The organism is Roseateles sp. GW821-FHT09H11, from assembly GCF_059415845.1.
Genome location: NZ_JBWKOA010000004.1, coordinates 539,639 through 554,733, shown reverse-complemented (window position 1 = coordinate 554,733; position 15,095 = coordinate 539,639). Strand labels below are relative to the sequence as shown.

Here is a 15,095-nt window from a genome sequence, read left to right as displayed (position 1 = left end):
TCAGGCCTCCTCATGCAGCAGGCGCTGCTTGAGTGATTCGAATTCGACGGGCAGGTCGGCGGTATCGCGGTTGCTGGACAGCGCCATGCGGACGCGGGTCTGTTCGGAGCGGCCCGGCGCGGCTTCCAGCCACAGCCACAGGCGACGTTCCTTGATGTAGAGCATCGCAAACACGCCGATGATCAGCAATACCGCTCCGAGGTAGACCAGGGTCTGCCCCGGCGCGCGCGTCACCTGGAACACGCTGGCCTGCACCTGCTGGAAGTCGTCCAGCTGGATGATGACCGGCGACGGGTAGAACATCGCGTCCGACAGCGACATCACCGACTGCGTCATGAAGGCCTGCGTGGCCTCGCCCGGCTGGGGCGCCGGATGGCCGAGCTGCGCCTCGGCCTGCTTGTGGAGCTCGAACAGGCTGCCGTTGAGGATGCGCAGCAGCACCTCGGACACGCGGGCGCGTTCGGCCTCGGGGACCTCGCGCTCGATGAACTGCGACAGCGCCGGCAGGCCGCCCACCGCCGCGCCCTGCGCGGGCGCGTCGGCCTTCAGGCCCTCGGCGCCGGCGAACAGCGTCAGCGTGCGCAGCGCGGTCGCTTCCAGCTGCGCCTGCATCGCCGGCTTGTCCGGCGGGCTGGCGCCCAGCGCGTACTGCCTGGCCGCCTGCAGCCGCTGCGCCGGATCGGCCAGCCCGCGCCGCAGCGCCAGCCAGCCTTCCATGCTGTCCTTGCCGTCCACGGGGATGCGCAGGTAGCGGAAGCTGTCCGACAGCGTGTCGCGCACGCCGAGCAGGATCACGCGGTGGCCGTCCAGCTCCAGCGGCAGCATGTAGTTGTTGTACTCGCGCGCCTGGCCGCTGGCATCGCGCAGCTTGTAGCTGAACGAAGGGCCGACGTTGCGCAGCGTCTTCTTGCCTTCGAGGTTGGCGCCCGAGCCCAGGTGCTGTTCCAGCCGCCCGACCAGGTCCACCTTGCGCACGTCGGTGCCGTTCTTGTCCTTGCCGTCGTCGGCGAAGTTCTCGACGTTGATGACGCGCAGGCCGGTGAATTCGAGCCCGAACTTCTCGCCGTCCGCCGTCAGCGTCGTCGTGCCGTTGACCTTGCCGTCCAGCGGCGTGTCGTGCGCCGCCTGCAGCGCGCGCAGCTTCAGCTTCAGCGAGGAGCCGCCGTCCTCGAAGCTGCTCTGGTAGAGCGTCACGCCGCGGTAGGTCACCGGTTCGTTGACCTTGACGGTCGCCTTGGTCGACGTGCCGTCGCGGCGGTCGTGCAGGACGACGTCGCTGGCGAACAGCTTGGGCATGCCGGTCGCGTAGTACTCGACGATGAACTTCTTCAGCTCCACGTCGAAGGGCAGGTCCTGCACCACGACGCCGCTGGGCATCGAGATCAGCGCCGTCGACGAGCGGCTGCCCTCGGGGACGTACAGGTTGCCGCGGAAGCTCGGATTGGCCGGCGTCAGGCGGTTGATGTCGGTGACCTGGGTGAGGTCGTCGCCCTGGTAGATCTGCTTGCCCTGCGCCCACATCATGACGCGCACGACCAGATCGCCGTCGAACAGCCCGCCCAGGCAGATCAGCACGATGGCCGAATGCGCCGCCAGGTAGCCGATCTTGTGCGCCGAGCCCTTGCGCGCGCCGATCATGACGCCGCCGTTGCGCACCTGCGCGCGGGCCTTCCAGCCCTCGGCGCTCAGCCACGCGTTGATCTGGCCCAGCGCGGCTTCCGGATTCATGTGCAGGTAACCCAGCGCCTTGTGCTTGAAAGCCTGGATCGACTGCTCGCGCATCGTCTCCTTGTAGGTCTTCAGGTCGCGCAGGATCTTGGGCGTATGGCGCGCAATGCACAGGCTGGTCGACACGACCAGGAAACCCAGCATCAGCAGGAACCACCACGCGCTGTAGACGGTGTACAGGTCGAACTTGCCGAACAGCTCCGACCAGAACGGTCCGAACTGGTTGACGTAGTTGGGCATCGGCTGGCGCTGCTGCACGACGGTGCCGATCACGGAGGCGATGCACAGCACCGTCAGCAGCGCGATGGCGAAGCGCATCGACGCCACCAGCTCCATCGCGTCGTCGAGCGCGACGCGCGCGGCCGCCTGGGCTGTCTGCCTGGAGGGACTCTCGGGGGACTTCTCGGTCATGGCCGGCATTCTCGTTGCGCCCGGCGACGAATCGGGCGAGGGCCGGCAAATGCGAAGGCCGGTGATCGGATCACCGGCCTCGTTCGTCGGAACCTTCCCCGAAAGGTGCGCCCCGCGGGCGATCGCTCAGCGCAGGCCGGCGATGTAGTCCGAGACCGCCTTGATCTCGCGGTCGCTCATCTTGGCGGCGATGGCCAGCATCTGCGGACTGTTCGGGCGGCCGCCGGCGCGGAACGCCGTCAGCTGGGCCTCGGTGTAGTCGCTGTGCTGGCCGCCCAGGCGCGGGTACTGCGCCGGGATGCCGGCGCCGTTCGGGCTGTGACAGCCGGCGCAGGCGGGCACCTGCTTGTCCGCGATGCCGCCCCGGTAGATCTTCTCGCCCAGGGTGATCAGCTCCTTGTTCTTCGCGAAGCCGGGCTTGGAGCCCTTGCTGGCGTAGAACGCGGAGACGTTGCGGATGTCGTCGTCCGTCAGCGGCGCGGCCATGCCCGACATCACCGGGTTCTTGCGCTTGCCCGACTTGAACTCGTGCAGCTGCTTGGCCAGGTAGTCGGCGTGCTGGCCGGCGATGATGGGGTTGGCGGGACTGCCGCGGGTACCGTCGGCCGTATGGCAGGCGGCACAGACTTGCGAACTGATGGCCTGGCCCTTGGTCAGATCGGGCTTGGCCGCCGCAGCGGGTTCATTGGCGTTGGCGGCGCCGGACATCAAAACCATGCTCGACAACAAGAAAGCGGCAGTCTTCATGAATGTTGAGGGTTGGGTGAGCGCAACCGCGGGATCTTACAATGCACCTCTTTAGAGCCCGCGCAGCCCGATGACCGATTCCAACAAGAAACCCGCCCCTGCGGCCCCAGGGAAACCCGCAGGCCGTGGCGCGGGACGCGCGGGAGCATCAAAGAAGAAGCAGGGCCCCGGGAAAACGGGTATGCGCGCGGCCGCCAAGGCCCGCGCGAAGAACGCCGAAAAGGCCAGGGCGCAAGGCCTGCCCCCGCCGGTGAAGAAGGCCGCCAGCACCGAGCCGATGACCCCGGGCAAGCGCGCGCTGGCCTGGACGCACACCGCCCGATTCCTGACCACGGCCAGCCAGCTCAAGCACCTGCCGGTCGACGGCGTGCTGCCGGGGGAGGCGCTGGCGCGCGCGGAGGCGGCGCTGGCCGAGGCCGAAGCCGCCGAGTTCGACGAGGCGTTGCTTGACGACGACGCCGCTGACGTCGGCGCGCCGCATGCCGACTCGGGAGACGACTCGGGTGACGACCCGGAAGACGACCCGGGATCCGAAGCCACAGGCGAGGAAGTCGGCGAGGGCGAGGCGCGCGCGCAAGACCTGGCCCCGCGCGGCCTGCCGGAGATCGCCTTCGTCGGTCGTTCCAACGCCGGCAAGTCGACGGCGGTCAACACGCTGGCCCAGCAGAAGCGCCTGGCCTTCGCGTCGAAGACGCCGGGCCGCACGCAGCACATCAACCTGTTCGCGGTGGGCCCGCGCGACGCGCCCAATGCGCTGTTCGCCGACCTGCCCGGCTACGGTTATGCCGCGGTGGCCCGCGACGCCAAGCTGCGCTGGCAGCGCGTCATGGCCGACTATCTCGGCCAGCGCGAGGAGCTGTCGGGCGTAGTGCTGATGGTCGACTCCCGCCTGGGATTGACCGACCTCGACAAGCAGCTGCTCGAATACGTGTCCGACCGCGTCACCGCGGGCGAGGTCAGCCTGCTGGTCGTGCTGACCAAGGCCGACAAGCTCAACCGCAAGGAAGGCGCCGCCATCCTGGCGCAGGTCCAGAAGGACCTGGGCGTGCTGGCGACGGAGGATTCCGACATCGGCGTCACGCTGTTCTCGGCGCTGAGCAAGCAGGGCCTGGAAGACGTCGCCGAGGTGATCTACGACTGGGCGCACGCCGAGCCGCGCGCGCCGTACGGCGAGGACGAGGAAGACGACGAGCCGTCCGACGACGCGGAAGACGACTCGGCGCCGGCTTAAGGCCGGCCGATGAACACGTAGAACGCGGTCCCGCCGCGTGGCGCGTAGCCGATGCCCACGTACAGCGGCCCCAGTCCCGTGTCCGAGCCCAGGAAGATGCTGCTCGCGTAGCGCATGTCCTTGATGCTGATGTCTCGGCGCGAGAGCCAGGTGTTGCCTGCCTCCAGCGTGCCGCCGATGAAGAACCCGCGCGAGAGGAAGGGCTGGTCGTTCAGGCGCCGGTAGTAGGTCGCCCGCGTGAACAGCAGCGAGTTGCCGCTGAGCTGGTTCGGGTTGTAGCCCGACAGCTGGTGGAAACCGCCCAGCGTGTAGCCGCCCAGGCCCGTGTCGTCCGGCTGCTGCGACGCCACGGCGCGCGCGTACAGGCTGACCGTGTGCCCGCCGAAGCTGCGCACCACGTTTCCGTCCGTGTTCAGCCGCAGGAAGCGGCCGCTGCTGAGGTTGCGGTTGTCCTGGCGGCCGCCTTGCGCCTCGACGGTGAAGCGATAGCCGTGCTGCGGGAAGTTCGCGTAGTCCAGCTGATCGACGACGGTACGGAACCGGAAGCCGCGCTCGTAGCTGGTCCAGCGCAGCTTGCCCATCTCGGGCGTCGCCACCGTGATCAGGTCGGGCTTGGCGTGCCGGATCTGGCTGATCACGCCCAGCCGGACCTCGCCCCAGCGTCCCCACGGCTGACCGACATCCAGTCCCACGGAAGCGTCGCGACGCACCAGCCGCGCCTGGCCCAGGCTGGCGTTGTCCGGATCGTTGTCGTCATAGACGATCTGCTTGCGCTGGTTGGCCTCGCCCCAGGCGCTGACGAACCAGTCGTCGGCCACGCCCAGCTTCAGGCCCAGCGGGTGGTACAGCTCGGTATAGAGCCGCGGCGTCTCGCCGATCGTGATCTGGTTGCGCCACTCGGTGCCCTTGTCGGTCAGCCAGTGGCGGTTGTGGCTCAGGCGCAGGTTGAAGAAGCTGTCGCCGCCCGAGTCGGTCGACAGGTCCATGCCCACGCGGAAGTAGTTCGGCCCCCAGGGCTTGTCTTCCATGTTGAAGACCAGCGTCTCGCCCTCGGCGCGCTGCTCGACGTGATAGTCGACGCGGTTGTAGTCGCCGCTGGAGGACAGGAAGCGCATGTCGCGCTCCGCCGTCTCGTTGTTGAAGGGCTGGCCCGGCTTCGATTCGAGCTGGCTGCGGAAGCGCTCCGGGTTGGTGTTGTCGGAGCCTTCCAGCTTCACCGCGGCGATGAACACGCCCGGCGCCTTGGTGCCGATGCGCGCGATCTGCCAGTCCGTGTAGGTCCGTTCGTCGACGGCGTAGGCGCGCAGCTGCGGCAGCATCGCCTCGGCGGCTTCCTCGCCGGCGCGGATCAGGTCGCGGACCTTGTCGAAGTCGCCCGACGTCAGCTTGCCCAGCTTCGGCGTGATCAGCAGGTCCTCGCCGGCGGACATGCTGGCAATGGAGCGCTGCACGTTCTGCTCGGTGAGGATGTTGATCATCTGCGCGGTCAGCCCGAGCAGCGAGTTCAGCGTGTCGCGTCCGCCCACCGGCGTGCCGACGTTCACCGCGATCAGGCGCGTCGCGCCCATCTCGCGAGCGACGTCGACCGGCAGGTTGTTGACCAGGCCGCCGTCGCCGAGGATGCGGTCCTCCCATTCGACCGGCGCGAACACGCCGGGCACGCTCATGCTGGAGCGCAGCGCCAGCGCGAGGTCGCCTTCGGCCAGGATGCGCTCGTGGCCGTTCTCCATGTCGGTGGCGACGGCGCGGAAGGGCGTCGGCAGGCGGTCGAACTGGTGCACGTCGCGCACCGGCAGCGTCAGCCGGCGCAGCAGCGCCTCGAGCCCGCGGCTGGAGAGCGTGCCGGTGGGGACGCGGACCTCGCCGTCGCGCAGGCCGAACTCGATCGTCGCGGAGAACTCGAAGTCCTCCTCCTTGCGGCGTTGCGACAGGTCCTGGCGGTCGACGCGGCTCGCGAACAGCCGGTCCCAGGCGATCCGCGACAGCTCGCGGTCGAGGTCGTCGGCCGACATGCCGCTGGCGTAGAGCCCGCCGATGATCGCGCCCATCGAGGTGCCGGTGACGATGTCGACGGGGATGCGTTCGCGTTCGAGCACCTTCAGGATGCCGACGTGCGCCAGACCGCGCGCGCCGCCGCCCGAGAGCACCAGCCCGAGCTTGGGCCGCTGGGCCTGGTCGGCCGCGGGCGTCGCCACCGGCCCGGGCGGGGGGTTGGGCGGCACCGTCTGGGCGAGGCCGGCGACCGGCGCGGCGAGCGCGATCAGGGCGACCGCCAGCGCCAGGCGGCACTGGCCACTCAGGCGCAGAAGGCGACGAACGCGGGGAAGGACGCGGGGATCTCGGGACAGGGCGGACATCGGGCTGCGGGACAAGCTCGCGGCGACGGCGCGAGGCGGGCGCATTGTGACCCGAACCTGGCCCGCGGGCAGGCCCCGGCGGCGTCCCGACGGTGTCCGTCAGTGATCGTTGCCGTTGGGCGGGGCGCGGTCCAGGTCCAGCATCAGCGTGCCGATCGCGCGCTGCAGCAGCGGCTCGTCTTCCAGCTGCGTGATCAGCCCGTTGGCGACCAGCTGTTCCAGCGCGCCGCGCGTGACCGAGTGGCGCTCCTCCGACGCCTGGCCGACGAACAGGAACATCTGGCGGCTGTCGCTGATCCACGCGATCTGCGCGGTGATCCACTCGCTCTGGTGGAAGAAGTGGTACCAGCCGCCGATGTGCACGCCGGCGATCCAGTCCTGCAGCGCCGCGTGCGCGTGGGGCGAGTGCTCCTCGCTGTAGAGCGCCACCGGCACCGTCGGCAACTGGCCGCGGTCGACGCGCTCGTAGGCCCAGCGCGAGGGGAGTTGCGACTCGCGTTCGTCGAGCAGTTGCTGGAGCAGTTCCTCGGACGTCTGCGCCGGGCGTCGCGGCGACGGGGCGGCCGGGGCGGCCTCCTCCACGGCCGGCAGTCCGCGCAGCACCCTGCCGTGCTGGCGCATCAGCTCGTCGAGGAAGGTCTGCCGTTGCATCTGCGGCAGCGCGATGGCATCCATGCCGCGGTCCAGCGCGCGGACGAGGTCCGGCAACTGGGCGCGCAGGCGCGTGCGCCCCGCCTCGTCCGGCTGCGGCGACACGCTGTGCAGCAGCGCGTCCACGAGCTCGATGTAGGTCTGCGGTTCCGAGGCATCCCGGCCGTGCTGGACCATCGCCTGCGCGATGACCTCGACCCAGGGACCGAGCAGGAAACGACGCATCAGCTTGCCCGCCTGGGCATCGTCGAGCTGGTGCTGCAACTGGTCGCGCAGCATCCGTTGCCATTCCTGGCGGCGCTGCTCGCGGTCCAGGCGCTCGAGCGCCACCGCGCTGCGCTGGCCGCGGGCCTCGGCCTGCGCGCGGATGTGGGTGTCGACCTCGGTCAATGCCTGCTGGAACTGCAACGCGGAGGGATGCGCGCTGTCCAGCAGCGGTTGGATCACGCGTTCCAGGAATTGCAGGAAGGCCTTCAGTTCCGCGTCGTCGCTGCGCTGGAAGCCCGCGCCGTGCGCGGCCAGGCGGTTCAGCAACTGCCAGGTCGGATGGTCCTGGCGACGCAGCAGCGAGGGATCGGTCTTGGACAGGCGCACGATCGCGACCTGCAGTCGACCCATCAGGACCTTCAGCGGCGGCTGCAGGCTGTCGTCGGCCAGGATCTGGTCATACAGACGCGACAGCAGGTCCGTGCCCGGCGCGCCGATGCCCGGCCCCAGCTTGGGCGGCGGGGCGGACAGGGCGCCCGCCGGCGGAGTGGGCGAACCAGGGACCGCGGCGCGCGCCGATCCGAGCTCGGCGGCGCGCGTGTTCATCAGGTCCAGCTTCATCGCGACCTGGTCCAGCGTTGCGTTCTGCGTCGGCGTGTCGGTCAAGGTCTTGAACTGGCGCAGGCGCAGTTCCGACTCTTTGAGCGCCGACCCGTGGCTGGTCAGCATGCCGCTCAACTGCGCCTGTCTCAGGCTCTGGCAGAGCAGGGTGTAGATCGGCTGCAGCTTGGTCGCCAGCGGATGCGCGGCCATGCGCATCAGCGCATAGCGGCCGTCGGCGTCGAGGTCCACGCCTTCGATGGCGCGTGCCAGCGCCTGTGCGAACAGCGCGGCCCGCAACGGGTTGTCGTTCTTCAACGGCCGCGCGATGCCGCGCAGCGCGGCGAAGAAGTTGCCCAGCTGATGCAGCTCGGCCCGGGACTGGTCTTCGATCGCAGTGATCACGTGCGCGATCGCGACGTCCTTCAGGGCCTGGCTCTCATCGACGAGGCTGAAGGACAGTTCGCCGCCGCGTGAGACGGGGCGCTCCCGCTGCAGCGGATCGCCGCCGTCGCGGGCCGTCTTCAGCAGGAGGTTGAGCGAGCCTTCGAAGTCGGACGCGAAGCTCGCGCGCCGCTTGGACCATCCGGCCAGCAACTGGTGATGTTCGAGCCTGCTCTTGAGCTCATCCTGCAGGCCGTTGTAGACCGCGTGCGCCAACGCGGGCACATGCGCGAGGGTGTCGTCGAGCAGGGACTGCAGGGAGGGCGAAGACGCTTGGACCATCATTTGTGACAAGTTGTCAGCTGCATTATGGTCGCCCCTGATTCAGGTGACATCCCCTGGGGCACGGGGACGTGCGGCCTGGGGAAAGCCTGATGGCCGCGCGACCTGGCGGCCGGCGGTGACCATGATGCTGAGCGGATGCTGCAGCGGATATTGGCAATGGTCGAGCCTACGTCGTATCGAAGCGCAACCGACTCATCTTGCACGAACGAAAAAAGGGGTCGCCGAAGCGACCCCTTTCGAGAGCGTGGGTCCCGAGCGTGACGCGCGGTGGGACCACCGCGCGCCGTGCTCAGGCGGACATCACATGTCCATGCCCATGCCGCCCATGCCGCCAGGCATGGCCGGGCCGGCGGACTCGTCCTTCGGCGCTTCGGCGACCATGCACTCGGTCGTCAGCATCAGCGAGGCCACGGACGCGGCGTTCTGCAGCGCGGTGCGGGTCACCTTGGTCGGATCCAGGATGCCCATCTCGATCATGTCGCCGTAGGTGCCGTTGGCCGCGTTGTAGCCGTGGTTGCCGGAGCCGGCCAGCACGGTGTTGACGACGACGGAGCTTTCTTCACCGGCGTTGTAGACGATCTCGCGCAGCGGGGCTTCGATGGCCTTCAGGATCAGCTTGATGCCGGCGTCCTGGTCGGCGTTGTCGCCCTTGATCGTGCCAGCGGCCTGACGGGCGCGCAGCAGCGCGACGCCGCCGCCGGCCACGATGCCTTCTTCAACGGCGGCACGGGTGGCGTGCAGCGCGTCTTCGACACGGGCCTTCTTTTCCTTCATCTCGACTTCGGTGGCGGCACCGACCTTGATGACGGCGACGCCGCCGGCCAGCTTGGCCACGCGTTCCTGCAGCTTCTCGCGGTCGTAGTCGCTGGTGGCTTCCTCGATCTGGACGCGGATCTGCTTGACGCGCGCTTCGATGTCGGCGCCGGCACCGTTGCCGTCGATGACGGTGGTGTTTTCCTTGCCCACTTCGACGCGCTTGGCCTGACCCAGGTCAGCCAGCGTGACCTTCTCGAGCGACATGCCGACTTCCTCGGCGATCACCTTGCCGCCGGTCAGGATGGCGATGTCTTCCAGCATGGCCTTGCGGCGGTCGCCGAAGCCCGGGGCCTTCACGGCGACGACCTTCAGGATGCCGCGGATCGTGTTGACGACCAGGGTCGCCAGCGCTTCGCCGTCGACTTCTTCGGCAATGATCAGCAGCGGACGGCCCGACTTCGCGACGGCTTCCAGCGTCGGCAGCAGGTCGCGGATGTTGGAGATCTTCTTGTCGTAGAGCAGGACGAACGGGTTGTCCAGGATCGCCGACTGCTTTTCCGGGTTGTTGATGAAGTACGGCGACAGGTAGCCGCGGTCGAACTGCATGCCTTCGACGATGTCGAGCTCGTTGTCCAGGCTCTTGCCGTCTTCGACGGTGATCACGCCTTCCTTGCCGACCTTGTCCATCGCCTTGGCGATGATCTCGCCGACGTCGGCGTCGGAGTTGGCGGAGATGGTGCCGACCTGGGCGATTTCCTTGGAGGTCGTGGTGGCCTTGGAGGCCGCCTTCAGCTGCGTGACCAGGGCGGTGACCGCCTTGTCGATGCCGCGCTTCAGGTCCATCGGGTTCATGCCGGCGGCCACGTACTTCATGCCTTCGCGGACGATGGCCTGGGCCAGGACCGTGGCGGTGGTGGTGCCGTCACCGGCGTTGTCCGAGGTCTTGGAAGCGACTTCCTTGACCATCTGGGCGCCCATGTTCTGCAGCTTGTCCTTGAGCTCGATCTCCTTGGCGACCGAGACACCGTCCTTCGTGACGGTGGGGGCGCCGAACGAGCGCTCCAGCACCACGTTACGGCCCTTGGGGCCCAGCGTGACCTTGACCGCGTTGGCCAGGATGTTCACGCCTTCGACCATGCGGGCACGGGCCTCGCCGCCGAAGACAACGTCTTTTGCTGCCATGTGTATCTCTCCGAAATCTTTATCTGGATGAAAGTCTGTCGCGGTCGCCGATTACTTGGCGATGACGGCGAACAGGTCTTCCTCGCGCATGACGAGCAGCTCGTCGCCGTCGACCTTGACGGTCTGGCCGCTGTACTTGCCGAACAGGACGCGGTCGCCGACGGCGACGTTCAGGGCGATGAATTCACCCTTGTCGTTGCGCTTGCCCGGGCCGACGGCCAGCACTTCGCCCTGGTCGGGCTTCTCGGCGGCGTTGTCGGGGATGACGATGCCGGAGGCCGTCTTGGTTTCGTTTTCCAGGCGCTTAACGATCACGCGATCGTGCAGAGGACGCAGTTTCATCAGATCTCCTTGACTAATGCAGACTTGCTTCAAGGACCCGCCGTGCGCTCAGCGCACAAGCCAGTCCATCACAAGAAGTAAGCCCCTCAGCCAGGGCCTCGGGGCTTGTTAGCACTCGACCATCGCGAGTGCTAGCAGGGAGATTATATGGACGGCTTGCGACGTTTCAAGGGGCCCGGTCCCTCCCGGTCCCTTTGTCTCACCAGCCCTGACCCGGTCGCGGCGGGTCGGCCGCCCGGTGCTGCGCGAACCAGTCCGGCGGCGGGCCGAAGACCCACTCGCGGTAGGACAGGGCCGGGGTTAGGCCTTGCGGGGTCGAGATCTGCAGGCGGGCCACCGGCTCGCGGGTCGAGCGGCTGTGCAGGCCCAGGATGCGGCCGTCGGCGTCGCGCACCAGCATCCAGTCGTCGGCGCCGGTGACCGGGTCGGCGTAGCGCTGGCGCAGGAAGCGCCGCTTGTGCGGCACCCGCGGGTCCAGCAGCAGTTCCTTCAGGTCCTTCGGGCCCTCGCCGCGTCCGGCGGCGCGATAGGCCTCGAGGGCGCGCCGGTATTCGTGGCCGACGCGCAGGAGCTCGTCCTCGGCGCGGTGCTGTTCCCACGCGCTGCCGAGCCGTACCGACCACAGCGCCCCCACGCCCACGACCGCGAGCGTGATCAGCAGCAGCACGTAGGCGAAACCGCGCGCCGCCGGAGGGCGGGCGCGGGCGCCGCGCCGCTCACCACTCGGAGAAGGCCGAGCCATTGCGCGCCCGCAGCGGGGATCCGCTGCGCACGTTGAACACCGCGCCCTGGTAGCCCTGCGGTGCCGGCTCCACGATCCAGGTGGTGCTGGACTCGGTCATCGGATCCAGCGGCAGGGTCGGCAGGTAGCGCGTCTCGACGAGTTCCTCCAGCCGTTCCGGGTAGCGTCCCCGGTCGCCGTAGAAGCGGTCCAGCGTCTGCCGGATCGTGCGCAGGTTCTCGCGCAGCACTGTCTCCTTGGCGGCATCGAGTTGGGCGTAGTAGCGCGGCACGGCGATCGCCGACAGCAGCGCGACGATCGCCAGGACCACCAGCAGCTCGATGAGCGTGAAGCCGCGCGCGCGGCGCATCGGTCTCGTCACCATCGTGCCAGCGGAATGCCGTTGAGGCCCGTCAGCGCGGAGCCGGACGACACGTCGTAGACGTCGTCGCCCGGCTCGGGGGCTTCGGGGCCGGATTGGTAGCTGCGCTTCATCCAGGTGTCCTCGTCGCTCAGCGAAGGATCGTCGGCGAACGGATCGCGCGGCACACGCCGCAGGAAGAAGAGGCGACGGCGCTTCGGATCGGTCCTGTCCTCCACGCCCTCGACCAGCACGGTCAGCGAGGGCGGATAACCCGTCTGTCCGGCCTTGACGGCGACGCGGCCCTGTTCCGCCGCGCGCTTGTAGGCGTCCACCGCGTCGCGGATCTCCCAGAGCGCGCGCCGCAGCTCGAGCTCCTTCTGCCGCTGTACCTGCGTCTGGACCAGCGGGACCGCCAGCGCCGCCAGCAGGGACAGCAGAGCCAAGGTCACCATCAGTTCGATCAACGTGAAGCCGCGCCTCTTCGTGCGTGCCGCAGGTGCGGCTCGGGCGATGACGGGGCGGAGGGGCGAAGTCATGGCGGAAGGACGCTGGCGACGATGGTCAGGTGCAGCTCGTGCCGAGGTTCAGCGCGCGACCGTCAGTTGCAGCGGGGCCGGCAGCGGCACGGGCGCGGACTGGCCGTCCGCGCGCTGTCCCGCCGCGCTGAGCACGCGCAGCGAGGTCGTCACCGGCGCGTCGGCCGCCGGGGCCTGGGCGCCGGACTGGACCGCCGGACGGGCGGGCGCCAGCGCGCGGAAGGTCAGCGTGGTCAGCACGCCGGGGCCGTTGCTGCCGCCCGTGCCGGAACGCGCAGCGGTGATCGCCACCTGGCCCGGCGTGACGACGCGTGACGTGAAGCGCCCGGCCGCGCCGCCTTCCTTCATGAAACCGCCTTCGCTGGCGGAGACGAACTGAAGCACTGCCGCGTCGTAGCCGATGACGACGGGCAGGCTGTTCAGCGCCTGCTCGCTTTGCAGGCCGAGCTGGAGCGTCACCGTCTCGCCGGGCGCGACCCGCGTCGGGCCTTCCCAACGCATCGCGGTGGCACCGGCCACGGTCCCTGCCGCCGACGTGGTCGGCAGCGTGGACGGTGGCGGCAGGGCGGCCGCGCCGGGCGCCAGGACCGGGGCGACGGTCGGCGTCGCACCGAGCGACGGCGTCGGTGCAATCTGGGGCGCGCCGCCGACGAGAGGTTGCGCCGACAGCCCCGGCACCGGAGGCGCAGCGGGCGCCGTCGGCGTCGCGGACTGCGCGACCGCTGCGATCTCGGCCGGCCAGGGGCGCAAAGTGGTCTCGGTGCCGGAGCCGAACTCCTGGGTCTGCAGGTCCGGACGCGTCACGTTGCGGATGATGCGCGGCGTGATCGACAGGACAATCTCGGTCTTGCTCGCATCCTGGGCCTGATTGCCGAACAGCAGCCCGAGGATTGGGATCTCCCCGATCAGGGGCACCTTGTTGGCGGAGCGGCGGTCCTCATTGTTGATCAGGCCGGCCAGGACCTGGTTCTCCCCATCCTTGAGCCGCAGCACCGTCTGCGCCGAGCGCGTGCCGAGCTGGTACGCCAGCGAGCCCGACTTGGTCTGCTGCTGGCTGGTGATGTTGCTCACTTCGAGAGCCACCTTGATCGCGACTTCGCCGTCCATGTAGACGGTGGGCTCCACCTCGAGCTTGATGCCGACGTCCACGTAGTTGACGGATTCCGCGACGAAGCCGGTCGAGGTGGACGTGGTGGTGATGTTGGGCACGCGCTCGCCGATGAGGATGCGGGCCTTCTCGCGGTTGCGCGCGCGGATGCGCGGATTGGCCAGGATATTGGTGTCAGAGTCCTGGTTCTTGACCTTGACGACGGTCGCGCCCACGGAGACGCCGATGTCGTCGCGCGTCACGCCGCGGAAGTCGGCCAGGGTCAGCGTCGAGCCGTTGCCCTTGGGCAGCAGGCTCAGCGAGGCCTGGTCCGGCCATTGCACACCGAGGTCGGTCAGCTTGCCGCGCTTGACCTCCAGCACCTCGACCTCGAGCATGACCTCGGACTCCGTGGCGTCGTGCACCGTCACCAGCTTTTCCGCGAGCCGCACCGCCTCGGGCGCGTCGCGCACGATGACCAGGTTGAGCCGTTCGTCCACCACCACGTTCTTCAGCTTGAGCAGCGTCTTGAGCGTGTTGGCGACGTTTTTGGCGTCGGCGTTCACGAGGTAGAAGCTCTTCACCACCAGCGGCTGGTACTCGCTCTGCTTGGCGGCGGTGGCGGGGTAGACGAGCACCGTGTTGGCGTCGAGCGCGCGCAGCTCCAGCTGGTTGGTCAGCAGGATCCAGTTCAGCGCCGCTTCGACGGTGCTGTTGCGCAGGTAGATCGAGGTCCGCTGATCGGTTTTGACCTCCTTGTCGAACAGGAAGTTCAGGCGCGAGGTGCGCGACAGCACCTCGAAGATGGTACGCAGCGGCACCTCGCGGAACTCGATGTTGATCGGCCGGCGATAGGCCTCGGCAAGGCTGGGCTCCAGGCGCGGCGGCTCCTGGCGCTCGTCCAGGCGCTTCTGCAGCGCCTGCGCGCCGGCGTGGGTCGGCTCCTCCATCCGGATCGCGGCCAACCGCGTCTGTGCGCCGGGCCAGTCCTTGCGATCGAAGGCGGTCTGCGCTTCGGCGAGCCAGGCGTCGTGGCGGCGCATGCGGTCAACCCGCCGCAGGCCGGCCTCGGCGCGGTCGATGGCCACGCGGGCCGTCAGCGCGCGGCGGTAGGCCGCGGCGGCCTCGTCGTAACGCTGCTGCGCGAGCGCGCCGTCGCCCTGCGCGATCAGGGCCTGGGCGTACTGCTCACGCAGCCGCACGTAGTCGACGCGGTAGTCGGCGGCGGCCGGATCGAGCCGCGCGGCCTCCTCCAGTCGGGCCAACCCCTGCTCGGTCTGTCCGGTGCCGATCAGCGCCATGCCGTCGCGATGGGCCATCTGCGCAGCACAGCCTGCCAGCAGCCAGGCCGCGCCGAGCGCCGCCAGGGCCATCAAGCGGCGCACGCCCGTTGCCGACAGCGGCGCCGATGGCGGCGTCGACTCCAAGGGCCTGCGGCGCATCTCG

At 69.0% G+C, this 15,095-nt stretch carries 11 protein-coding genes; 1 reads left to right on the top strand and 10 read right to left on the bottom strand.

Annotated features, from left to right (window positions below; all coding sequences use genetic code 11):
- Both AC07PR_RS16460 and AC07PR_RS16455 read right to left on the bottom strand, forming a co-directional pair.
- Complete coding sequence (locus tag AC07PR_RS16460) at positions 1-2,139, bottom strand: cytochrome c biogenesis protein ResB (RefSeq protein ID WP_483108922.1); 2,139 nt, start codon at positions 2,137-2,139, stop codon at positions 1-3.
- Between the two features lie 126 nt (positions 2,140-2,265).
- Positions 2,266-2,856: a c-type cytochrome gene (locus AC07PR_RS16455; RefSeq protein ID WP_377157507.1), complete on the bottom strand. Its 591-nt coding sequence runs from the start codon at positions 2,854-2,856 to the stop codon at positions 2,266-2,268.
- Positions 2,857-3,466: 610 nt separating this feature from the next.
- Here AC07PR_RS16455 and yihA point away from each other — a divergent pair.
- Entirely contained in the window at positions 3,467-4,117 is a 651-nt protein-coding gene (gene yihA, locus AC07PR_RS16450) for a ribosome biogenesis GTP-binding protein YihA/YsxC (RefSeq protein ID WP_377161566.1), read from the top strand.
- Here the strand turns inward: yihA and AC07PR_RS16445 are convergent.
- The 8 genes from AC07PR_RS16445 to AC07PR_RS16410 all read right to left on the bottom strand — a co-directional run bounded on the left by AC07PR_RS16445 (position 4,114) and on the right by AC07PR_RS16410 (position 15,091).
- Entirely contained in the window at positions 4,114-6,474 is a 2,361-nt protein-coding gene (locus AC07PR_RS16445; RefSeq protein ID WP_495135920.1) for a patatin-like phospholipase family protein, read from the bottom strand. The two genes, yihA and AC07PR_RS16445, sit on opposite strands and share 4 nt — an antisense overlap.
- Positions 6,475-6,573: 99 nt before the next feature.
- Complete coding sequence (locus tag AC07PR_RS16440) at positions 6,574-8,670, bottom strand: DUF1631 family protein (RefSeq protein WP_495135919.1); 2,097 nt, start codon at positions 8,668-8,670, stop codon at positions 6,574-6,576.
- Between the two features lie 291 nt (positions 8,671-8,961).
- On the bottom strand, positions 8,962-10,599 hold the full coding sequence (gene groL, locus AC07PR_RS16435) for a chaperonin GroEL (RefSeq protein ID WP_377157505.1): 1,638 nt from the start codon (positions 10,597-10,599) through the stop codon (positions 8,962-8,964).
- 51 nt (positions 10,600-10,650) lie between these two features.
- Positions 10,651-10,941 carry a co-chaperone GroES gene (gene groES / locus AC07PR_RS16430; protein ID WP_297524612.1) on the bottom strand — a complete coding sequence of 97 codons (291 nt, stop codon included), beginning with the start codon at positions 10,939-10,941 and terminating at the stop codon, positions 10,651-10,653.
- Positions 10,942-11,140: 199 nt separating this feature from the next.
- Positions 11,141-11,683, bottom strand: coding sequence for a type II secretion system protein (locus tag AC07PR_RS16425; RefSeq protein ID WP_495135918.1), 543 nt, complete (start codon positions 11,681-11,683; stop codon positions 11,141-11,143).
- A complete protein-coding gene (locus AC07PR_RS16420; protein ID WP_495135917.1) occupies positions 11,658-12,047 on the bottom strand; it encodes a type II secretion system protein in 390 nt (129 codons plus the stop codon). The genes AC07PR_RS16425 and AC07PR_RS16420 overlap by 26 nt, the downstream gene beginning before the upstream one ends.
- Complete coding sequence (locus tag AC07PR_RS16415) at positions 12,041-12,562, bottom strand: type II secretion system protein (RefSeq protein WP_495135916.1); 522 nt, start codon at positions 12,560-12,562, stop codon at positions 12,041-12,043. The genes AC07PR_RS16420 and AC07PR_RS16415 overlap by 7 nt, the downstream gene beginning before the upstream one ends.
- A 48-nt stretch (positions 12,563-12,610) precedes the next feature.
- Complete coding sequence (locus tag AC07PR_RS16410; protein ID WP_495135915.1) at positions 12,611-15,091, bottom strand: secretin GspD/PilQ domain-containing protein; 2,481 nt, start codon at positions 15,089-15,091, stop codon at positions 12,611-12,613.
- Positions 15,092-15,095: the final 4 nt, after the last annotated feature.

Coding starts and splice junctions, on each gene's coding strand:
- AC07PR_RS16445 (WP_495135920.1), bottom strand. CDS start 6,474: ATGTCCGCCCTGTCCCGAGATCCCCGCGTCCTTCCCCGCGTTCGTCGC.
- AC07PR_RS16420 (WP_495135917.1), bottom strand. CDS start 12,047: ATGGTGACGAGACCGATGCGCCGCGCGCGCGGCTTCACGCTCATCGAG.
- groES (WP_297524612.1), bottom strand. CDS start 10,941: ATGAAACTGCGTCCTCTGCACGATCGCGTGATCGTTAAGCGCCTGGAA.
- AC07PR_RS16410 (WP_495135915.1), bottom strand. CDS start 15,091: ATGCGCCGCAGGCCCTTGGAGTCGACGCCGCCATCGGCGCCGCTGTCG.
- AC07PR_RS16455 (WP_377157507.1), bottom strand. CDS start 2,856: ATGGTTTTGATGTCCGGCGCCGCCAACGCCAATGAACCCGCTGCGGCG.
- AC07PR_RS16415 (WP_495135916.1), bottom strand. CDS start 12,562: ATGACTTCGCCCCTCCGCCCCGTCATCGCCCGAGCCGCACCTGCGGCA.
- AC07PR_RS16425 (WP_495135918.1), bottom strand. CDS start 11,683: ATGGCTCGGCCTTCTCCGAGTGGTGAGCGGCGCGGCGCCCGCGCCCGC.
- AC07PR_RS16460 (WP_483108922.1), bottom strand. CDS start 2,139: ATGACCGAGAAGTCCCCCGAGAGTCCCTCCAGGCAGACAGCCCAGGCG.
- groL (WP_377157505.1), bottom strand. CDS start 10,599: ATGGCAGCAAAAGACGTTGTCTTCGGCGGCGAGGCCCGTGCCCGCATG.